Source organism: Pedobacter borealis DSM 19626, from assembly GCF_000708285.2.
Taxonomy (GTDB): domain Bacteria; phylum Bacteroidota; class Bacteroidia; order Sphingobacteriales; family Sphingobacteriaceae; genus Pedobacter; species Pedobacter borealis.
In genome coordinates this window covers 34,713-55,636 of record NZ_JAUG01000004.1, presented here as the reverse complement: position 1 = coordinate 55,636, position 20,924 = coordinate 34,713, and the positions used below count along the sequence as shown (strand labels likewise).

The following is a 20,924-nucleotide window of genomic DNA, read 5'->3' as shown; positions in this document are numbered from 1 at the left end:
CTATCCATTTGTTAATAGGCGAAAGCCTTAAATCTGTAGCTGTTGGTAAAAGAATTAATTATCAATTCGACTCCTGCCGGAGTTACCATAGCGTTGATTGAAGACAAACAACTTGTTGAGCTTCACAAAGAGCAAATCAATATTAACTACGCTGTAGGCGATATTTATTTAGGCCGCATTAAAAAAATTATGCCTGGTCTGAATGCCGCTTTCGTGGATGTTGGTTATGAAAAAGATGCTTTTTTGCATTACTTTGATTTGGGCCCTCAGGTGCAATCTTTAATTAAGCTAACGAAGATCAAGCGTAATGGCTCGGTTACAGGCACATTATTAGATAATTTAAAGCTAGAAGCCGATATTAACAAGGCTGGCAAAATTTCTGATGTGCTCAGTAAAAACATGCTCCTACCTGTACAAATTGCCAAAGAGCCAATTTCTACAAAGGGACCGCGTTTAAGTTCCGACATTTCGATTGCCGGCAGGTATGTGGTACTGGTGCCATTCTCCAATACCATATCTGTATCAAAAAAAATTAAAAGTAATACCGAACGTAATCGTTTAAAAAAGATTATTGAAAGTATTAAACCTCAAAATTTTGGGGTCATTATCAGAACCGTTTCTGAAGGCAGAGGAGTTGCCGAAATGCAAAAAGATCTTTTAGATTTAATTGCCAAGTGGGAAAACTTCATTAAAAAAATGCCATCTACCGAACCTTCAAAAAGAGTTTGGGGAGAAATGGACAGATCATCAACGTTAATCCGCGATATTCTGAACCCTGATTTTACAAACGTTTACGTGAGTACGCCGGAGCTGTACGATGATATCCGTTCTTATGTTCACGATATCTCTCCCGAAATGGAAAAGATCGTTAAACTATACAAACAGAAAGAACCTATCTTCGATCATTTTGGTGTAGAAAAGCAGATTAAAAACGCTTTCGGAAAAACAGTAAACTTACCAGGTGGTGCTTACCTTGTTGTAGAGCACACTGAAGCACTACACGTTATAGACGTGAATAGTGGAAACCGTACTGCCAGTAAAGAAAATCAAGAAGAGAATGCTTTACAGGTAAACAAAGAGGCGGCCAAAGAAATTGCCCGTCAATTGCGCTTGCGCGATATGGGCGGTATTGTGGTAATCGATTTTATCGATATGCACAAACCAACAAACCGTAAAATGCTATTCGATTATTTGCGTGAGCTGATGTTATTGGATAGAGCCAAACACACTATTTTGCCTCCAAGCAAATTTGGTTTGGTACAGATTACCAGACAACGTGTTCGTCCGGAAATGAATATTGTTACGGTAGAAAAATGTCCGGCCTGCGATGGGACCGGAGAAATTAAAGCGAGTATCGTTTTAATGGATGATATTGAGAACAACCTTAATTATATTTTAAGAGAGCAGAATGAAAAAGGCGTAACCCTTTGCGTACACCCATACATCGAAGCTTATATTACAAAAGGCATTTTCAACCTTCAACGCCGCTGGTTCTTTAAATACGGCCAATGGATTAAAGTTAAGGCACAATCATCGTATCACTTAACCGAGTTTCACTTCATCTCCGCAAAAGATGAGGAGATTAAATTATAACTCAAAACACCTTTAACAGAAAGCCTGGATTTTTTTAAATCCGGGCTTTTTTATTTTTGCTAGTCGGGATTTGCAATCCCGACTTCAGAAATATGAATTCCTTGTGTGGATTGCAAATCCACAATTCATACGGTCGAGATTCATGCTAGTCGGGATTTGTAATCCCGATTTCAGAAATATGAATTCCTTGTGTGGATTGCAAATCCACAATTCATACGGTCGAGATTACAAATCTCGACCAACGACATCTCGACCAACGGCTTAAAGGGCCAAACGATTAATTGTTCAAAAAAATAAAAACACTTTCAATCCTGAAAGGTTAAATTCGTAATCTAAAATTTTAATCAATTGGCAAAATCAAAAAGTGCATTTTTCTGTCAGAGCTGTGGCTACGAATCGGCAAAATGGTTAGGTAAATGTCCGTCTTGTAACCAATGGAATACCTTTGTTGAAGAAATTGTAGAAAAAAGCTCAGCTTCTGTTCCGACCTGGAAAAGCGATACTACTAGCCGCAAATTAAGCAAACCAAGCAAGGTTGATGAAATACAATCGTCAACTGAACGTAGAATATTAACTGGCGATAAAGAATTGGACCGTGTTTTAGGTGGTGGATTAGTAGAAGGATCGCTAGTGCTCATCGGCGGTGAACCGGGCATCGGGAAATCGACCTTGATGTTGCAACTGGCTTTAAATTTAAAGGGCAAAAAACTGCTCTATATCTCCGGTGAAGAAAGCGAACAACAGATTAAAATGCGGGCAGAAAGGATTCAGGAAAGCCCCTCGTCCAACTGTTACATTTTAACAGAAACTTCTACACAGAATATATTTAAACAGATCGAAATTCTTGAACCTGAAATTTTAGTTGTAGATTCTATTCAGACTTTGCACTCCGCTCATATCGATTCAACACCAGGTAGCGTATCGCAGGTAAGGGAATGTACTGCCGAATTATTGCGTTTTGCAAAAGAAACCGGCGTACCTGTTTTCCTTATCGGCCACATCACCAAAGATGGCGCTATTGCAGGGCCTAAAATACTCGAGCACATGGTTGATACCGTTTTACAGTTCGAAGGCGACAGGCACCACGTTTATCGCATCCTAAGATCCATCAAAAACCGGTTTGGTGCAGCCGCAGAACTCGGGATCTACGAAATGCAGGGCAGTGGTTTAAGAGAAGTTTCCAATCCATCAGAAATCTTGCTCTCACAACGTGATGAAGAGCTAAACGGAATCGCCATAGCCGCAACCTTAGAAGGTGCCAGGCCGATGTTGATTGAAACACAGGCCTTAGTGAGTTCGGCAGCATATGGAACTCCTCAACGCTCAGCAACGGGCTTCGATACCAAAAGGATGAATATGCTCTTAGCTGTTTTAGAAAAACGCTGTGGCTTTAGATTAAGTACACAAGATGTTTTCTTAAATATCGCCGGCGGAATTAGAGTCGAAGACCCTGCAATTGATCTGGCTGTATTAATTGCCATTATATCATCGCATCAGGATATCGCTGTTTCTTCAAAAAACTGTTTCGCCGCAGAAGTAGGCCTATCAGGAGAAATTAGGGCAGTAAACAGAATAGAACAACGCATTGCCGAAGCAGACAAATTGGGTTTCGAAACGATTTACATCTCTAAATACAATTTGAAAGGAATTGCCATAGACAAATACAGCCTTGAGATTAAAGCAGTAAGTAAGATAGAAGAAGTGTTCAGCCTTGTTTTTGGATAGATAAAAGGTGGGGAAACAACTCAACAAATTTCCACAGAAAGAAGATAATATTCTACATTCCTATAACATCATTGAATATTAATAAATTGGCAAAAAAATAACAACTACCTGGATACAAAGAAATTAACTACAACCAAAACAAAAATTAAACTTTTGGATTCTAGTTTGCCTATAACAATTTAAAATGTACATCATAAAATGTGATTTACAATTATAGGGATGATTTTCCCCGTTAATGGATGTTAGCGGGGATTTTTTGTTTTCATTATGAATGAAAAATTTTAAATAACTTTGATTAGATCATTAACCGGATAATTGTAAAATCATGAAAAAAATCATTCTAAGCTTGGGCTTTTGCCTATTAGCGGCATTTTCATTTGCTCAAAGCGCATATACTGGTCAAAAATTTGGAGAAGAAGTTAAACCAGGCGATGTAAAACCTGCTGCAAAGATGGAAGCTGCCATGGGGGATAAAAAAATTGCCGATATGAAAATCGAAGGCAAGGTGGTAGATGTGTGTAAGAAAAAGGGCTGCTGGATGACTTTAGAAATGCCCAATGGCGATCCAATGCGGGTAACTTTTAAAGATTATGCATTCTTTATGCCGATGGATATTGTTGGCAAAAAAGTAGTTTTGGATGGATTAGCAAAGAGACAAACCATCTCGGTAGAAACTTTACGCCACTATGCTGAAGATGCTAAAAAATCTCCTGAAGAAGTAGCAAAAATTACCGATCCTAAAAAAGAATTGGCTTTCGAAGCTAAAGGCGTAGTGATTTTGGATAAATAAAAGAAAGTCCGGGGTCCGAAGACCGAAGTTAGCGGCGGCAAGCCTAAAGAGCTAAATTTTGCTACAATAAATTATAAATAACAATATACTATATGAAAGTCGTCATCTCCTGAAGCGTAGCGAAATGGAGAGATCTATAATAGATTAGCTTCGCGCTGAGCTTTCGGGTTTTCGACGCGTTATACACCACTACCATTGACGTTATTTTACAAACAACTAATAATCAACGTTTTAACCTATTTTGTGTTTCCGCCCAACTAGGCCGCACCACGGTATCCCCGTTCTACTTAAACCCGGCCTAACAAATTTTTCGGGCCGCACTCATCAAGCCAACCCACTAGCTTCGAAAGAAAAATTTTCAGCCGGCATTTTTTGTTTTTTCATGGGTTTTTTGCTGGTCTTTTTGATGCCAAAAAGAAAGAGCCCTTTGGCGGTGGCGAGCCGAGGCAAGAATGAGCTTCTGGGCAAAAAAAGATATGCGTCATTCATATTGATTTTTATACAATAAATTATCCCTCAAAATGACGATATTATAAATAAGAAACCCCGATGCATATGCTGTATCGGGGTTTACTTTTAAATGGTTTCCGAATTATAAAACCCAGTTCCAGCCAAATTCATCAGGTGCTAAACCGTAACGGATATCGTTTAATTTTTTAGCAATGCCATTAGAAATATGTCTTGTAGATGGGTCGGTCAATTTATAGCTCTGACCATTATAGCCCATTTCGCCCACATGCGTTACTGTAGCTGCAGTTCCTGCGGCAAAAGCCTCTGTTAAGCTTCCGTTTTCAATTCCTTCGATCACTTCTTTGACAGAAACCCTACGTTCTTCAACTTCTACTCCGGCATCTTTAGCCAGTTTAATAATGGTATCACGCGTTACACCATCTAAAACCGTACTGCGTACTGATGGCGTAACCAATTTGCCATTAATTACAAAAAGTAAGTTGGCAGTTCCAGCTTCTTCAATAAACTCATGCGTTACCGAATCTGTCCAGATCAATTGATCGTAACCTTCTTTTTTAGCTTGCTCGAAAGGATATAACGAACGTGCGTAATTTCCAGCAGTTTTGGCAAAGCCTACACCACCTTCGTCTGCACGCGTAAATTCAGTTTCAATTTTAACCTTTAGTGCACTACTGTAATATGGACCAGTTGGTGTAGTTAACAAAGCAAACTTATAGGTATCAGATGCCTTAACGCCCAAATAAGGGTCCATTGCAAACATGACCGGGCGGATGTATAAAGCATAATCTTCCTGATTAGGTACCCATTTCTCATCAACATTGATTAATGCGGCCAAACCTTGCATAAAAATTTCTTCAGGAATACCCGGCATCGACATTCTGGCGGCTGATTTGTTAAAACGTTCGAAGTTTTTATCGGCACGGAAAACACTAATTTTACCATCTGGTTGGCGGTAAGCCTTTAATCCTTCGAAAATCGCCTGTCCATAATGAAGTGCAGAAATTGCCGGGCTCATCGGAATTGGGCCATAAGGAAGAATCTGTAAATTTTTCCATTCGCCATCTTCGTAGTCGGCAGTAAACATGTGATCGGTAAAAACCTTACCGAACGGTAATTGCGAAAAATCAGTAACAGCCAAACGTGTTTGCGCTGCTTTGGTGATTTTTATATCTAATGTCTCGGTCATTGTATTTGAATTTTGAATGGGTGAATGATCGAATGGTTGAGTGTTTTACCGCTCATTCTCTTATTCAATAGTTCGCTCATTCTGTCATTAATTATTTCGCGCAAATTAAGAAAAAACAGGCTTTTTTAATAGCTTTTTGTAATATTAATCTTTGTTTTTGAGTGTTTTAAGTACACTAAGCACCCAACCTTTACCCCACTCTTCTATTTGCTCACCGGTCCATAAGAACGGATAAAAGATTCTCTTCTGAAAACGCGGAGGCAGATACTTTTGCCAGTTGGTTCCACCTGTTGCTGCAATATCAACCGGATCTTTCTCCAAATAACGTACGGCCGATTTGTAGTGCGATAAAGGCCATTCTACATTTACATACAAATCTAACTTACGCAACTCCTCTGCAAGGGCAGAAACATCGGCTCCATTCGCTTGCAATTGATGGTATAAAGCAGAAAAATTAGTTAAGGTGCGATCTTTAGCCAGTTGTAGAAACTGAGCAGCATACTTTTTAATAAATTGCTTTAAGGTTAAAGTTTGCTTACCCGAAGACAGCTCGGTTGCACCGAATTTCCAGTAAATATTTTCGAATTGTTCTTCTATTGTTGCAGTACTTAGTTCTTCGCGTTTGCTTTTATCTACCAATTGGATAAAATCTGTAGCACAGATCTCGATCATCCGGTACTGGCCAGATTGGAATCCACTGGCAGGCAATAACGACATGCGGAATTTCAGGAACTGCTCTTTCTCCATACCATCAACCATCACCTCGAAAGAAGTGGTTAAGGCATTGAAATAAGCGTTGATCCGTTTTACGCGTGCAGTAAAAAATTCGGCGGTTAAATTTTCATGTTCAGCAATCTGCCTGCATTCGTGCAGTGCAAGCTTAAAATAAAGTTCCGTGATTTGATGGTACATAATGAAAATCTCTTCATCCGGAATGGGTGTTTTAGGATTCTGTAAGCTCAGCAAAGTATCCAAATGAATGTAGTCCCAATAGGTTAAGAAATCGGCATATAAGAGTCCATCGAGGTACGATGCCATATCTTGCCCCATTGCCGTATACTTTTCTTGCAGTTGATGTAGTTTGTCTTTTATTTCGGGTGTAAAATCCATGGTTTAAAGTTAGCTGCACAAAGGTGATAAAGATTTTGCAACAAATAACTAAATTTTATACATTTGGGACAATGGCGATGGAGTACCGCCAAAACCGCCCAAACAGGCTGATGACTCCTACGATTTTTATTTAAAATTGAATTCAAATGCCTGTTAAAAAACTAACAGAAGGATTTCTTCTGTTTATTAAACTCGACTTCAGATTACTCTTAATTAGCACATTAAAGTGGCTGTTGATTTCTGCAATATTGGGTGGGATTATAGGCTCTGCCTCTGCCCTGTTTTTAGAAACTTTAAACTGGGCAACCAATTACCGTGAACAACACCTCTGGATTATCGCCTTTTTACCAATTGCCGGTATACTCATTGGCCTGGCTTACCATTACTGGGGTGCAGCCGTTGTAAAGGGCAACAACCTCTTGATTGAGGAATTACAATCGCCCAAAAATGTGATTCCGCTGATTATGGCGCCACTCATTTTTGCAGGCACGATTATTACCCATTTATTTGGCGGCTCGGCTGGAAGAGAGGGTACAGCTGTGCAAATTGGAGGAGCCTTTGCCGACCAGTTTACGAAACTGTTTAAACTTAAAGCCAGAGATCGAAAAGTGATCCTCATCTGCGGGATCAGTGCTGGCTTTGCCTCTGTTTTCGGGACACCATTGGCAGGCGCAGTATTCGGATTGGAAGTTTTCGTTATTGGAAGTTTAACCTATAGTTCCATTCTTCCTTCATTTATTACTGCAATTATTGCCGATTATGCCTGCAAAAGCTGGGGTGTTGGGCATACCCATTATTCCATTTCTCTGGTGCCGGAAATGAATTCGATCAATTTACTGTTATCCTTAGGTGCAGGAATACTATTTGGACTGGTGGCAAGATCTTTTTCAGCCTTAAACCATGGCTTATCAAGTCTTTTCAGTAAAATCAAATACCCACCATTAAGGCCATTTATTGGTGGACTAGTTTTAATTGGTATTATTTACCTGATCGGAAATACACGATATATCGGCTTGGGCATTCCGGTTATTTCAGAATCCTTTGTTCAACAAGAAGCGTATTATACATTTGCGATCAAATTATTTTTAACAGCATTTACCCTGAGTGCAGGGTTTAAGGGCGGTGAAGTTACTCCACTTTTCTTTATTGGGGCCACACTGGGTAGTTTTTTGAGTTTCTTTATCCCCTTACCTCTTGGACTGTTGGCAGGAATGGGCTTTGTGGCTGTTTTTGCAGGGGCAGCGAACACCCCTTTGGCCTGTATTTTTATGGGCGTAGAGCTATTTGGTACCTCATCGGGAATTTATATCGCCTTAGCCTGTGTTACTGCTTACTTATTTTCAGGCCATACGGGAATTTATCGGTCGCAAACGATAGGTGCACCTAAGCATTTGTTGTTGAAGAGGCATCAGTTTTTGAGATAGCTTTGACAACCTTCTCAACAAGAGGCCTGTAAGGTTGTCAAAGCTTATCGAATTGGTTTTGACAATCTTCTAGAGATTTGCAAAGAAGGCTGTCAAAGTTCATCAAACATGATACCATCCTGAATGTCAGAGTGAAATTTTAGATATCCTGCTTTTCCACCAAACCAATCCAACACATAATGTTTCTTTAATTTAGTATTGGCTTCAAGTAGAATCCGACCGTAAGAACTCCATTTCCAATCTCTGAAATCGGAAATAAGATTATGCTTTTGAGGATTAGAATGAATATAATAAACAAGCCTTGTAAAATAAGATTCGTCGTTTATCTGAGCACGTTTAAATGGCGTTTGAAATAATGTACCTATTCTTTTATGCTGGATATTAAATGCCAATGCGTATGATTGGAAAAATATTCTGAATTGTTTGCTTACAATATCATGCACTGAAAATTCACTAATTGGGTCATTAGCCTTTAAACTTTCTTTAACCCGGATTAGCAGATGAAAATGATTCCCTAATAAACAATATGCATATACGTCTAAAACATTGGAAAGGTATAGATCGAATTTTTTTAGGAAAAACCTATAATTAGCATCTGATTTAAAAAGTGGTTGCCTATCTATAGATCGGTTATAAATGTGATAGAATTTTCCTTGTTCAAATTTAGTATAGTAATGTTCGGTCTTTGCCATAAGAATGTTGCATAAACCAATATACTAAAAATAGGCTATAAAAAGCTTTGACAACCTACTGGCAAATAGCCTATAAGGTTGTCAAAGCCTTCGAGAAAATTAATACAGCACCCTAAACTTTATGGTATGCTCGATCTTTTTAAGCGATTTAAACAATTGTTTATCGTATTCTGCATTGATATCGGTAATGGCATAGCCAATCTCAGGATTGGTCATTAAAAACTGGCTCACAATGTTAATGTCGTGCTTGGCAAAAACAGTGTTGATTTTCGCCATAATACCCGGAACGTTTTTGTGGATGTGAATTAAGCGATGCGATTTCTCAATTTTTGGCAATTGTAAGTTAGGGAAATTGCTGCTCAGATAAGTTGCTCCGGTATTCATAAAATCGGCAACCCGTTTCGGGATAAAATCGATATTACGTGGATTATTTTTAGGGTCATCGAAAACAACAATACCTTGTTTGGTACATAAATCGAGGTCTATTTTATTTTTCGCATTACCTAAATAACCTATAGTTTTTAGCTTAGCTGCGTTTTTTAACTGTTCTTTATTTATTTTTTCGCCATCAGCTAAAAGAATAATTCCCACATCCTTTACGTATTTATCTTCAAAAGAAGTTTTATGCCTAATTGATAAACCATCGTTTTTAAGGATAGCAATCGTTAAGGGATCAACTTCACCAATTACCAGGCAAAGGATTCTGTTTTTAGGATAAGAAATTGCACGCGGCAGATCGTTTACGTACAAAAACTCGTCGAAGCTTGGTGTTACATGGTCAGCTTTCGAAACAATACTTTCACGGGCTATATTCTCTGTAAATGCAAAAAATTTATTGATGATACCGCTTTCGCGCAACTGGAAATCAGAATACCCATCGCCAATACCGAATAGTTCGCCTTCGAGCTTTAAATGCTGAAGTAATTTTACTTTGCCACCCTCTTCACTTAATGGATTGGTATGATCGTAATCTATAATTTTACCATCGCCAGTGGTTACAAAGGTATTGGCATAAATATTTTCCTTTTTAATGTGGTATTGGCTCACTACAGGAGTAATAAATTCCTTAAATCCGCCAGAAACAATCAGCACCTCATCGGCATGTTTCTTAAAAAACTCGGCATTACGCGAAAAAGAGGTAGATACTTTCTTTTTCAAATGTTTGATGAGTTGTTTTAAATGATCTTCGTTAGCTTCAAGAAGCTTAACACGTTGTGCTAAACTTTCGGAGAAGGAAAGTTTTCCTTCCATGGCAAAATTGGTATAATCTTCAATTTTTTGAAAAATCGCCTCTTTATCTGGGTGGTTCTTTAGCGAAATTCGTGCAAGTTCATCAAGTGCTTCTACCTGTGTAAAGGTACTATCAAAATCGATGATGTAATAGGCTTTCTGTTTGGGCATTATCTTAAATGTTGGGTAATTTCTTTTATACTTTCGGCAACTGGCTTAAAGGTAATGCCTGTTTCCGTTTTTATTTTATTGTTATTGTAATAACTTAAGGTTAAACTGCTCTTTGCAGCATCTTTAGTGATGGAAGGCTGTTTACCAGTGAATATGGATGTAAATTTTAGCGCCCTCCAGGCTATTCCGAGCATCCATGGTTTTGCTTCTCTTTTTGGTGCTTTAACGCCAAAACCCTGTGCAATTTCGCTGAACAGATCTTTATAATGATAATCATCGGCAGAAATGATATACCGTTCTCCAGAAACTTCCGCCTCCATTAACAAGATCATCGCTTTGGCCACATCTTCTACATCTACAAAACCCGAAGCCCCATCAGTATAAAATGGAAAACCACCTTTTACCAGTTTAAAAATTGCTCCACTCCCCTCAAAGCCCGCACTTTTACCGATAATTACCGATGGATTGACAATAATAGCGTCTAAACCTTCAGTAATGCCCCTCCAAACTTCCATCTCACCCTCGTATTTCGATAAACCATAGGCGTGTGCTTTGGCATCGTATTCCCAAAAGTCTTTTTCAGTAATCTTGTTGCCTTTTTTAGCATTTCCTAACGCAGCAACTGAGCTTACATGCAATAAACGACAGTTATTTTCGGCACAAAGATTTACAATGTTCGAGGTTCCTTCTATGTTTACGTGAAAAAGTTGCTTTTTATCTTTTGGGTTGAAGGACACAAAAGCTGCGCAATGGTAAACTTTGGTAATCCCGATAAAGGCATCTTCCAATGCAGAAGGCTCGTTAATATCAGCCTCAAACCATTCAACGAGTGGGATATTCTGGATTTGTGAAGGGATTTTAGATTTCTCCCGCCTCAAGGCCCGAACAGTTAAACCCCTATCGGTTAACTGCTTAATTAATTCAGATCCTAAAAATCCAGTTCCTCCGGTTACCAGTATCATTTTATTTTTTTTCGAGCTATATGTGGAAATACGCATTCAAAAATAGATATTTGAGCCGAGAGTTTTAAATATATGTCATTAACGGATTTCTTTTCCCCTATAAACCCCGATAGTTTTACACCCAAGCAAGGATTTTTTACAAGTCAGCTGGGGTTAAAAGCGCAGATTTACACCGAATCGTTCCCCGATTTTGAGGAGCACACCTACGATCTGGCAATTTTTGGGGTACTTGATGGAAGAGGCGCCGTTAACAATGAAGGCTCTGCCCTGGCACCCGATTATTTTAGAGAGAAATTTTATAAACTCAACGAAGGTGCTTTTAATAGCAGGATTGTCGATTTAGGCAATATTAAACATGGCGCAACCATTGCCGATACCTACATTGCCATCAAGATGGTGGTTTCGGAACTGATTAAAAAAGACATTATTCCGATCATTATTGGTGGTGGGCAAGACCTAACCTATGGCCAATACCTGGGTTATGAAGATTTAGAGCAAAAAGTAGATCTGGTGGTTATTGATAACCAATTTGACATTGGCGATGACGACAATGAGGGAATTGCTACCCGCTCGGACTGTTACCTGAACAAAATTTTCCTGCACCAGCCCAATTACCTTTTCAATTTTAGCAATGTGGGTTATCAAACTTATTTTGTAAACCAAGAAAGTTTGAGCGTGATGGATAAATTATATTTTGATGTACACCGCTTGGGTGAATTTGCTCAGGACATTACCTTAACAGAGCCCATTATCCGTAATGCAAACATGATTAGCTTTGACATGGGCGCTATCCGTTCTGCCGATGCTGCTGCAAATGCGAATACCACACCAAATGGTTTTGATGGCGAAGAAGCTTGCCGTATTGCCCGTTATGCTGGCATGAATGATAAGTTGACCTCAATTGGTTTTTACGAGTTTAATCCGGCCTACGATAACAACGGACAAACAGCCTTTTTACTTGCTCAGATGGTATGGTATTTTGTAGATGGATTTTACGCCCGCAAAAAGGACTTCCCGCTTACGCCGAAATCGCAATTTATGATCTATCGAACCAGTTTAAAAGATGGTTCAGGGGAAATGATGTTTGTGAAAAGCAAAAAATCAGACCGCTGGTGGATGCAGGTCCCTTACCCTTCGGGACAATCTAAAAACGAGCGCTACCACCTTGTGCCTTGCAGATATGATGATTACCAGACTGCTGTTAATGGCGAAATGCCCGATTTATGGTGGAGAACCTATCAAAAATTAAACTAAACTTATGTAATTTCAAGGTGGGGTTAGAAAAATCCTATTATGTTATTGGGAGCTAAATAATTAAACGAATAAATCTATCATAATTTTACACAGCTATTTACGTTTTAGCGGTACAGATTTCTATATTTGGACAGGATTAAACTAACCTCATGAAACCATCATGATTTTCAAAATCAAAGTAAAATCAACAAATCATGATAGCTACATCATCAATGAAAAAAATATTATACAGATGAAAAAAATATTATTATCAGCAATGGCGTTATTGCCACTTGCAGCATTGGCACAGAAGCCATTTGCAGTTAACGGCGACATAAAAGGCCTAAAAACCGGAGATAAGGTTTACCTTGTTTATCAGACAGAAGGTAAAAGCATTACCGATTCGGCAATTGTAGCAAACGGTGTTTTTGCTTTTAAAGGAACACTAGCCAGTCCGGCACAGGGAAGTCTTTTCTTAAATAAAAATCCTTATGTTAACCGTCCGGCAGAAGGCGAAAAATTAGATGCTTTATCGCTTTATGTAGAGCCTGGAAACATAAAACTGGCCGCAGCAGATTCATTAAAAAAAGCAATAATTACTGGCTCACCAGTTAATGACGATGCAAAGAAATTAAAAGCATTAACCAAACCGGTAAATGATCAGCTTATGGCTATCGATGCAGAATATAGAGGCTATACTGCAGAGCAAAAACAGAATAAAGAAGTTGTAGGTGCACTGAGAGCTAAATTCGAAAAAGCATCAGAGGGAATGCCTCCACTATTATTGCAGTTTGCAAACAGCAATCCAAAATCATTTATAAGCTTAACTTCTATTAGCCAGTTGGCTTCAGATCCTGATCAGGCTGCTGCAGCAGAAAAGGCTTTTGGAGCACTATCACCTGAGCTTAAAGCAACTTATACAGGCAAAAAAATTGCTCAAATGTTTGATGCTGGAAAAAAAACAGAGATAGGTGTAATGGCCATGGATTTTACGCAGAATGATCCAGAAGGCAAACCGGTTAAATTATCTGATTTTAAAGGAAAATATGTACTGATCGATTTCTGGGCATCTTGGTGTGGCCCATGCCGTCAGGAAAACCCAAATGTGGTAGTAGCCTACAACAAATTTAAAGATAAAGGCTTTACCGTTTTAGGTGTTTCTTTAGACCGTCCGGGTAAAAAAGATGCATGGTTAAAAGCAATTGCTGATGACAAATTAACATGGACACATGTTTCGGACTTAAAATTTTGGGAGAACGAGGTGGCTCAAATGTATGGTATCCGCTCAATTCCAGCCAATTTCTTAATTGATCCAACAGGCAAAATTATTGCTAAAGGCTTAAGAGAACAAGCTTTACAAGATAAACTTCAGGAATTACTGGGAAGTAAATCGAAATAAAAAAGCGTTCAAAACAAAGAAAGAGGGTGTATCATAAATATAAATTTGTCATCCTGAGCTTGTCGAAGGACCTGTTTAAATACTCTTTGAGGTGTTTCGACAGGCTCAACATGACAGCTTCTGGGCTGAAATCGCCTTTATGATACACCCTCTTTCTTTGTTTATACGAAAACGTATTATGCAGATTTTAAGAAATCCAATACGTTAATGAAATAATTTTCAAGTCCTTCGTAAGGATCTTCTCCTGGAATCCATGATGCAAATTTCCAGTATTCCCAATCAGCATTTTCAATTACCGGCGGGATTAGAAGAAAATATTGCTCTTCTCCTAAGCCACCAATAATAATGCTTCTGGCCAGTTTAATGGCCACCTCTAGCAACTCGTCATTTTCTGTCCAAATCTCGATCAGCTGTGGATCAACATCCTTTAGAAATGCGATATCGCTTGCTTTTGAAAACGATGGATCAACATGTTCATTTGGCGTGGTAAATCCATTGGTAATCAACAGAAATTCTCTATAATCCGTTGGTAGCGTTACCCCCAATCTTACTTCAGCTTCTTGTATTTCGGCTAAGGTGGCAGGTTGATTACCTAGCCACTTTGTTTCGATCTGCTCAGTTGTAAAACTAAACTCTCCTTGTTTAATTGCGATTTCGGAAATCTTTTTAAGTATCTTTTTCAACTTATATTCTTTTAAATTAAGTCAAAACCAATATCTTCTCTGAAATATTTGCCATCGAAATAAATTCTACCAGCATCAGCAGTTGCAGATTGTAAGGCAGTAAACAAATCTTTTTGCAAACTGGTAATCGCAATTACCCTTCCTCCATTTGTTTTCACGACATCATTTTCTAACAATGTTCCGGCATGGAATGCGTTAGAATGACGTAGGTTTTCAATTCCGGTAATGGCTTTACCCTTCAGGTAATCGCCTGGGTAACCACCTGCCACAATCATTACAGTAGCAGCTGTTTGCTCAGAAATAACCAAACTCACCTGGTTTAATTGTTTGTTGGCAGTAGCTAAAAACAACTCTACCAAGTCGTTTTCAACTCTAGGGATCACACTCTCTGTTTCAGGATCGCCCATACGTGCATTGTACTCGATTACAAATGGCTCTTCCCCTACTTTTATCAGTCCGAAGAAGATGAAACCTGTATAATCGATATTATCTTTCTTTAAACCCTCAACTGTTGGCTTAATAATCCGTTCTTCTACTTTAGCCAAAAATTCTGGTGTGGCAAAAGGAACTGGCGAAACAGAGCCCATACCACCAGTATTTAAACCGGTATCGCCTTGACCAATCCGTTTATAATCTTTAGCTGAAGGCAGCGTGATATAATTTTCGCCATCGGTTAAAATAAATACCGAAAGTTCTATCCCGCTTAAAAATTCTTCGATTACTACTGTTGCCCCGGCTGCACCAAATTTACCGCCAAGCATCAGTTTTAATTCTTCCTGAGCCTCGATGGTTTCGGTACAGATTAACACACCTTTACCTGCTGCCAAACCATCGGCCTTTAAAACAACCGGCAATGCATGGTTTTGCAGATAAGCCAAGCCATCTTCTAAAGTTTCGGGCGTGAAAGATTTTGAGGCCGCAGTAGGAATACCATGGCGTTCCATAAACTGTTTAGAAAAATCTTTACTTCCTTCTAAAATAGCCCCTTCTTTTTTAGGTCCGATAACTGGAATGTGCGCAATGGCTTTGTCGGCAAGGAAAAAATCGTGAATACCATTTACCAAAGGTTCTTCCGGACCTACTACAACGAGTTCGATGTTTTCGGTAAGCACTACTTTTTTAATGGCATCAAAATCGTTTACATTGATGTTGATGTTTGTACCATAAGCTCCTGTACCACCGTTACCTGGAGCAATAATTAGTTTATCGCAGTGCGAAGACTGGCTCATTTTCCAAGCGAATGCGCTTTCTCTGCCGCCTGAACCTAAAAGTAAGATATTCATATCGGCAAAGATAATATTTTAGTAACAAGTAGCGAGTATCAAGTAATAAGACTTGTCATCAAATACTAGCTTCCTTTTGCACTTCTTGTCATTTGCTCGAGCATATCCCACATTTCGTTCGGGATTGCTTCCAGACCGTTCATCTGGCCTGCTCCCTGCAGCCATTCGCCGCCATCAATGGTAATTACTTCGCCATTAATGTATCCAGAGAAATCGCTCACCAGAAATGCAGCTAAATTGGCAAGTTCCTGATGATCGCCAACTCTTTTCAACGGTACACGGTTTTTGAAATCGAATTTTTTGGCTAAATCGCCGGGCAATAAACGCTCCCATGCGCCTTTGGTTGGGAACGGACCTGGAGCAATAGCATTGGTACGGATACCATATTTACCCCACTCTACGGCTAAAGATCTGGTTAGTGCTAAAACACCGCCTTTTGCACAGGCAGAAGGCACAACATAGGCTGAGCCCGTAAAAGCATAGGTAGTGATTATATTTAAGACTGTTGCGGCTTGTTTTTCCTTAATCCAGTGTTTACCAAAGGTAAGTGTACAATTAACTGTTCCTTTTAAAACGATATCAATAATGGATGAAAATGCATTGGCTGATAACCGTTCGGTTGGAGAGATGAAGTTACCGGCAGCATTGTTCAATAATACATCAACTGAACCAAATCTTTCTAAAGTTTTGGCCAATACGTTTTCTACCTGCGTTACTTCTCTAACATCACATGCAACCGCCAATACTTTGCCGCCAGTTTTTTCTTCCATTTCATCGGCAGTTTTTTGCAGTACATCCTGTTTTCTGCTTGTGATTACGAGGTTGGCTCCTAATTTCAAGAAATATACGCCCATTGCTTTCCCTAACCCCGTTCCACCACCTGTAATTACAATGGTTTTTCCTTTTAAAGCGTCTTCTCTGAGCATTGGTGCATTATAACTGAACATAGTATATTGGTTAATTGGTTAAAGCTAAATTGCTGGGAATTGTTAAATGGTTAACTGTTGAAACTGGTTAATCGGTTAATTGTTGAAACTGGTTAACCGTGCTGAGTAATCGCTCAGTTGTTTGAACCGAGTAATCGACTCCAAACGCCCTGCTCCGAACTCTAAACTTATTTTCTCTGCAGATTAGCTAAAATTGTTTTTAAAATATGGCGTGTTGCCGGCGACCACCATTGTGCTAACATTTTTTCTAAAGTAGCCGACTGATCTGCAGTTACGGCAGCAATTAATTCCTCGCGTATATTTAACTTGCTTTGCGACCAGGTATTACTTTCGAGCTCCATGTATTTCTTAATCTTACGTTCGGCAGCCGTTAACAAACTTTCATTTTTCACCAATTCATCAACCAAACCGGCTTTTAAAGCTTCTTCGGGGCTGTAAAGTTTACCCGAAAGCAAACTACGACTGGCTTCAGCCTTACCTAACCAAAACGCATACAATTGAAAAATACTATTTGGCACAATAATACCTACTGGCACCTCATTAAGTCCAATAATATATTGTCCTTCTGCCATTACCCGATAATCGCAGGCCAATGCCATTACGCATCCGCCGGCCGGGCTATGGCCACTAATTGCCGCTACCATCGGTTTTTTAAATGAGACCATACTGGCTGTAAAACCCAAAAACAACTGCCAGAAAGATTTAGCCTCTTCTTCGTTATAGTTATAAAGTTCTACCAAATCCAATCCAGCAGAAAAGAAAGGTGCTGTCCCGGTTAAAATCACACCGCCAATGTTATCATCGGCGGTAATATTTTTAAGCATATCGTCAAGCTCGGTAATCAACTCGCGGTTTAAGGCATTCGATTTTCCTCTATCTAACGTAATGATTGCCAGGCGGTCTTTAACACTTACTTTTATTGTATTCATATTTTAAATAGTATCAAGATTTAAGAATCTAGTATCAAGACAAATATACCGCAGCATAAACTATGCACGCATACTAATTCAAATTTATCTATTTTTCTCTATTTAACATCATAAGTGTAAACTTTTCTTGCCAAATGCCCTATAGCGTCTATTCCTTCTATTACTACACGGTAGGTTCCAGGCTCATCTGCATTATAAAATTCGAATTGTGCTTTTCCGTCTTTATCTGTAACAACCTGTGGGTTCCAATAAATAGTTGTTCTGAAATCGGTCCTGCTGCTTGAGCTTGTTGCATCATATTTTGGCGAATAAAACTCTCTTGAAATCGTAAATCCTTTTGGATTAAAGGTTACAATACCTGGAGCATAACGGGTAGTACTTCTTCCTCCATCGCCACGTTTAGTTGTAACGATAATTACACCTCCGCCACCTTGCGAACCATAAATGGCTGTATTACCGATACTTTTTAAAAGCTCAATAGATTCTACATCGTTAGGGTTAACATTATCCAGAAAATCGGCTTCCATAGGCATTCCATCCACAATGAGTTGAATAGGAGTATTTTGGCTGCGCATTAAATATGGCACATTACCTCTAAATATTACACCAGGAAGTCTGCCTTGTAAACATTGCGATAAGGTAATACATGTCGATAACTGATCGGCTGTCATCACGAAATCGGCTCTTCCGGCACCATTTAAGTTGGATGAATTTTTTGCTGGGTTTTTCTTTTCAGTAATGGTTACTTCTTCAAGTTTAATGGTCCGCTCCAGCAAGCCTAAACGGGTCATCTCATTAAAATAGTTATCGCTTTCTTTAATATACTTCATCAAAGTATTATTCACATTGATATCGATATCGGCTCCATTTTTATTCTTGGTTACAATCTGCCCGGGAACGATGTCAAGATTAATATCCACAAACTTCCTTTCTGTTTTAGTTCTGGCCTGAACAACAAATTTTGTACTATCGCCAAAACTTAAATTATCGAAAACAAATTTTCCTTCGGCATTAGTTACCGTATCCAAAATGTACACCGTTCCTTTTGTAGCCATTAGCATCACCTTACCACCAGGTACAGGCTTATTGCCTTTCATTACCGTACCACTAATGGTAATAGACTGCTCGGGTTTATAGGTAATATTCGGACCAACACCATTGATAATATTTTTCCAAAGAAATCTTCTCCAGCCCTGGGTAAGCATTAAGTTATCGAGTTCCTTTTGTGTTTGAAGGTCATCCTTTAAAAAATAATGGTTGGGTTTCTCCACATAGCCACTCAAATCAGAGGTAAGCAACAACGAGGTGAGGATATTAGACTCATTATTTTCATCAGGTGTTACTTTTACCGTGTTGGTTACAGCAACCGAAAAACTACCTAAAACGGGTTTGCTATCATTAGCAGCATCGAAAGTAAAGGCTGCTTTTCCTCTTTTTGAACCAGAAACTCCTGATGAATTAATCGATACGTCAATTAGTTCGGCCTTGTTATTAATAAAAACCAACCGCTCTGCCAAAGGTTGATTGCTGCTTGAAAATAAAGTAAACTGCACAATACCAGTTGGCAGGTTCTTTTTTGGAATATTGGCCACTAATACCTGTTTATCCATTTTAGCTTTCGAGCCATAATATACATTGCCACCATGCTGCGCCACAACTTTTAGTTCATCGCCATTCACAAGATCGGCACTGGCCATAATTTTAACCACCACTTTACCTGTATCTAAAGCATTTACAGAAAGTGCATAACCACTTTTAACGGCCACAGGTAATTTCAACGTTTTTTCTGATCCATCCTTAAATTTAACCTTTGCCGAATATGACTTACCTGCCTGATTATTAAACACAAAGTTACCCATACCTAAATAATTGGTGGCAAAACTGGTTACTTCATTTCCCCCTTCATCTACTATACTTCCTTCTACATCTTCACCGCGGCCATCGGCATTAACAGCTTTAATGGCAACTTTTTGGGGCAATTCTTCAACAAGCGTCCCCCCCTCTGGCATAAATTGTACATCAACATTGTTAGACGTGGAAGTGATCGGGATAGATTTGATTACTTTTTGTTTATTATCCAGCGCGATGGTCGCAATAATTTTCCCCGATTTATTTTGGAAAGATTGATTGTTTGTGAAGCTAATTACCGCATCACCTGTTAAACTTGTTTTAACTTTACCCTTTGTAACGGTACGGTAATCTAACTGAACTTCATAACTTACTTCATTTTCACTGTAAGCCACGCCATTTTTATCTTCAAAATGAACTGTTGCCGTTACTTTATCTGCATTGTTCTCTTTGGTAAAACTGTAAGAAGTTTTTGTAAAAACTTTGTTAGCCCAGCTATTTCCGATCTTAATTGTCTTATCGTAAAAGAATTCGGTGCCAAAATTCCTCATGTAATTGGTATAGGCCCTAATTCTATAATTGCCCTCACCAAGTGAATCTGTTAACTTAAAATCGCCCCAGGTAATTCCTCCCATAATAGGTAACTTAACCAGTTTTTTTAACGAATCTTTTTCATTTATCAGCTCCACATACAGGATCTTACTAATGCCCGAAGGGGCCGAAGTCTTGGTATTTACAACATAGGCTTTGAACCAAATATCATCGCCAATGGCATAATAAGGCTTATCTAAGTGAAGGTGAACTTTTTCTTGCGGATATTTACTGGTGTAATCTTCGAGTTTTTGCAAGAGCTGACTAAATGGATCATCATCCATTTTAAATGCGGCAAAAACAATAAGTAGAGATAGAAAACTGATTGCGAGAGTAATTTTGAGTTTCATGTGGTTAAGTAACAAATAAATATGTGTCAAGGTACAAAACCTAAGGCATATTTTTATGAAGATACCATGAAATTTAGTTTCAATCTAAATTTTTAGTTCACAACTACAGAAACCCATTAATTTATCAATATGGATTTGAAAATGAAGGATTCAGTATGCCTGGTCTTAATACAGCAGCCACAACACACTAGCTTTCATTTCCAAAAAAAAATATTCTTTTAAGCTATTGATTTGGAAATGAGTGGCTTCGGAGCATTTGGCAGCTACAGTCCCGCTTTTGTTTCTGCCGATGAAAAATCGGCATTCA

At 38.8% G+C, this 20,924-nt stretch carries 16 protein-coding genes and 1 riboswitch; of the genes, 6 read left to right on the top strand and 10 right to left on the bottom strand.

The features are described from left to right. The first annotated feature begins 42 nt into the window (after nucleotides 1-42). The 3 genes from AW17_RS02320 to AW17_RS02310 all read left to right on the top strand — a co-directional run bounded on the left by AW17_RS02320 (nucleotide 43) and on the right by AW17_RS02310 (nucleotide 4,108). Entirely contained in the window at nucleotides 43-1,593 is a 1,551-nt protein-coding gene (locus tag AW17_RS02320) for an Rne/Rng family ribonuclease (protein ID WP_029274483.1), read from the top strand. Between the two features lie 348 nt (nucleotides 1,594-1,941). Next, nucleotides 1,942-3,318, top strand: a complete 1,377-nt coding sequence (gene radA / locus AW17_RS02315) for a DNA repair protein RadA (RefSeq protein WP_029274482.1) — start codon at nucleotides 1,942-1,944, stop codon at nucleotides 3,316-3,318. A 325-nt stretch (nucleotides 3,319-3,643) separates the two neighbouring features. Then, nucleotides 3,644-4,108 (top strand): DUF4920 domain-containing protein, encoded by a 465-nt coding sequence (locus tag AW17_RS02310; RefSeq protein WP_029274481.1) that lies wholly within the window; start codon nucleotides 3,644-3,646, stop codon nucleotides 4,106-4,108. Nucleotides 4,109-4,700: 592 nt separating this feature from the next. On the opposite strand, the gene AW17_RS02305 is transcribed toward AW17_RS02310, so the two are convergent. Beyond that, nucleotides 4,701-5,765, bottom strand: coding sequence for a branched-chain amino acid aminotransferase (locus AW17_RS02305; protein ID WP_029274480.1), 1,065 nt, complete (start codon nucleotides 5,763-5,765; stop codon nucleotides 4,701-4,703). A gap of 144 nt (nucleotides 5,766-5,909) precedes the next feature. Then, nucleotides 5,910-6,875, bottom strand: coding sequence for a tryptophan 2,3-dioxygenase family protein (locus AW17_RS02300; protein ID WP_029274479.1), 966 nt, complete (start codon nucleotides 6,873-6,875; stop codon nucleotides 5,910-5,912). Nucleotides 6,876-6,939: 64 nt separating this feature from the next. After that, nucleotides 6,940-7,002: riboswitch (Fluoride riboswitch) on the top strand. A 19-nt stretch (nucleotides 7,003-7,021) separates the two neighbouring features. Here AW17_RS02300 and AW17_RS02295 point away from each other — a divergent pair. Continuing rightward, nucleotides 7,022-8,299: a voltage-gated chloride channel family protein gene (locus AW17_RS02295; RefSeq protein WP_051691586.1), complete on the top strand. Its 1,278-nt coding sequence runs from the start codon at nucleotides 7,022-7,024 to the stop codon at nucleotides 8,297-8,299. A 92-nt stretch (nucleotides 8,300-8,391) separates the two neighbouring features. On the opposite strand, the gene AW17_RS02290 is transcribed toward AW17_RS02295, so the two are convergent. From AW17_RS02290 to AW17_RS02280, 3 genes are all read right to left on the bottom strand, one after another. Then, complete coding sequence (locus AW17_RS02290) at nucleotides 8,392-8,991, bottom strand: transposase (RefSeq protein WP_029274477.1); 600 nt, start codon at nucleotides 8,989-8,991, stop codon at nucleotides 8,392-8,394. 99 nt (nucleotides 8,992-9,090) lie between these two features. Beyond that, nucleotides 9,091-10,392, bottom strand: a complete 1,302-nt coding sequence (locus tag AW17_RS02285; RefSeq protein ID WP_029274476.1) for an HAD-IB family phosphatase — start codon at nucleotides 10,390-10,392, stop codon at nucleotides 9,091-9,093. Next, the gene (locus AW17_RS02280; RefSeq protein WP_029274475.1) at nucleotides 10,392-11,354 is read right to left on the bottom strand and encodes an NAD-dependent epimerase/dehydratase family protein; all 963 of its coding nucleotides are present in this window, start codon (nucleotides 11,352-11,354) and stop codon (nucleotides 10,392-10,394) included. Before AW17_RS02280 ends, AW17_RS02285 begins: the two co-directional genes overlap by 1 nt. A gap of 72 nt (nucleotides 11,355-11,426) precedes the next feature. Here AW17_RS02280 and AW17_RS02275 point away from each other — a divergent pair, with 72 nt between their 5' ends. Together AW17_RS02275 and AW17_RS02270 are read left to right on the top strand one after the other, a co-directional pair. Beyond that, nucleotides 11,427-12,608, top strand: a complete 1,182-nt coding sequence (locus tag AW17_RS02275; RefSeq protein WP_029274474.1) for a formimidoylglutamase — start codon at nucleotides 11,427-11,429, stop codon at nucleotides 12,606-12,608. Between the two features lie 232 nt (nucleotides 12,609-12,840). Then, nucleotides 12,841-13,986, top strand: a complete 1,146-nt coding sequence (locus AW17_RS02270; RefSeq protein ID WP_029274473.1) for a TlpA disulfide reductase family protein — start codon at nucleotides 12,841-12,843, stop codon at nucleotides 13,984-13,986. 176 nt (nucleotides 13,987-14,162) lie between these two features. Here the strand turns inward: AW17_RS02270 and AW17_RS02265 are convergent, their stop codons facing one another. The 5 genes from AW17_RS02265 to AW17_RS02245 form a co-directional block, all read right to left on the bottom strand. Beyond that, a complete protein-coding gene (locus tag AW17_RS02265; protein ID WP_029274472.1) occupies nucleotides 14,163-14,669 on the bottom strand; it encodes an SMI1/KNR4 family protein in 507 nt (168 codons plus the stop codon). An 11-nt stretch (nucleotides 14,670-14,680) separates the two neighbouring features. Beyond that, nucleotides 14,681-15,952 carry a phosphoribosylamine--glycine ligase gene (gene purD, locus AW17_RS02260; protein WP_029274471.1) on the bottom strand — a complete coding sequence of 424 codons (1,272 nt, stop codon included), beginning with the start codon at nucleotides 15,950-15,952 and terminating at the stop codon, nucleotides 14,681-14,683. A 65-nt stretch (nucleotides 15,953-16,017) separates the two neighbouring features. After that, the gene (locus AW17_RS02255; RefSeq protein WP_029274470.1) at nucleotides 16,018-16,899 is read right to left on the bottom strand and encodes an SDR family oxidoreductase; all 882 of its coding nucleotides are present in this window, start codon (nucleotides 16,897-16,899) and stop codon (nucleotides 16,018-16,020) included. 167 nt (nucleotides 16,900-17,066) lie between these two features. Beyond that, nucleotides 17,067-17,828: an enoyl-CoA hydratase/isomerase family protein gene (locus AW17_RS02250; protein ID WP_029274469.1), complete on the bottom strand. Its 762-nt coding sequence runs from the start codon at nucleotides 17,826-17,828 to the stop codon at nucleotides 17,067-17,069. Between the two features lie 98 nt (nucleotides 17,829-17,926). Next, nucleotides 17,927-20,617, bottom strand: a complete 2,691-nt coding sequence (locus tag AW17_RS02245; RefSeq protein ID WP_029274468.1) for a carboxypeptidase-like regulatory domain-containing protein — start codon at nucleotides 20,615-20,617, stop codon at nucleotides 17,927-17,929. Between the last annotated feature and the right edge of the window lie 307 nt (nucleotides 20,618-20,924).

Excerpts from the sequence above, each read along its gene's own strand:
- AW17_RS02310 (WP_029274481.1), top strand. The coding sequence starts at position 3,644 with ATGAAAAAAATCATTCTAAGCTTGGGCTTTTGCCTATTAGCGGCATTT.
- AW17_RS02305 (WP_029274480.1), bottom strand. The coding sequence starts at position 5,765 with ATGACCGAGACATTAGATATAAAAATCACCAAAGCAGCGCAAACACGT.
- AW17_RS02300 (WP_029274479.1), bottom strand. The coding sequence starts at position 6,875 with ATGGATTTTACACCCGAAATAAAAGACAAACTACATCAACTGCAAGAA.
- AW17_RS02295 (WP_051691586.1), top strand. The coding sequence starts at position 7,022 with ATGCCTGTTAAAAAACTAACAGAAGGATTTCTTCTGTTTATTAAACTC.
- AW17_RS02290 (WP_029274477.1), bottom strand. The coding sequence starts at position 8,991 with ATGGCAAAGACCGAACATTACTATACTAAATTTGAACAAGGAAAATTC.
- AW17_RS02285 (WP_029274476.1), bottom strand. The coding sequence starts at position 10,392 with ATGCCCAAACAGAAAGCCTATTACATCATCGATTTTGATAGTACCTTT.
- AW17_RS02280 (WP_029274475.1), bottom strand. The coding sequence starts at position 11,354 with ATGATACTGGTAACCGGAGGAACTGGATTTTTAGGATCTGAATTAATT.
- AW17_RS02275 (WP_029274474.1), top strand. The coding sequence starts at position 11,427 with ATGTCATTAACGGATTTCTTTTCCCCTATAAACCCCGATAGTTTTACA.
- AW17_RS02270 (WP_029274473.1), top strand. The coding sequence starts at position 12,841 with ATGAAAAAAATATTATTATCAGCAATGGCGTTATTGCCACTTGCAGCA.
- purD (WP_029274471.1), bottom strand. The coding sequence starts at position 15,952 with ATGAATATCTTACTTTTAGGTTCAGGCGGCAGAGAAAGCGCATTCGCT.
- AW17_RS02255 (WP_029274470.1), bottom strand. The coding sequence starts at position 16,899 with ATGTTCAGTTATAATGCACCAATGCTCAGAGAAGACGCTTTAAAAGGA.
- AW17_RS02250 (WP_029274469.1), bottom strand. The coding sequence starts at position 17,828 with ATGAATACAATAAAAGTAAGTGTTAAAGACCGCCTGGCAATCATTACG.
- AW17_RS02245 (WP_029274468.1), bottom strand. The coding sequence starts at position 20,617 with ATGAAACTCAAAATTACTCTCGCAATCAGTTTTCTATCTCTACTTATT.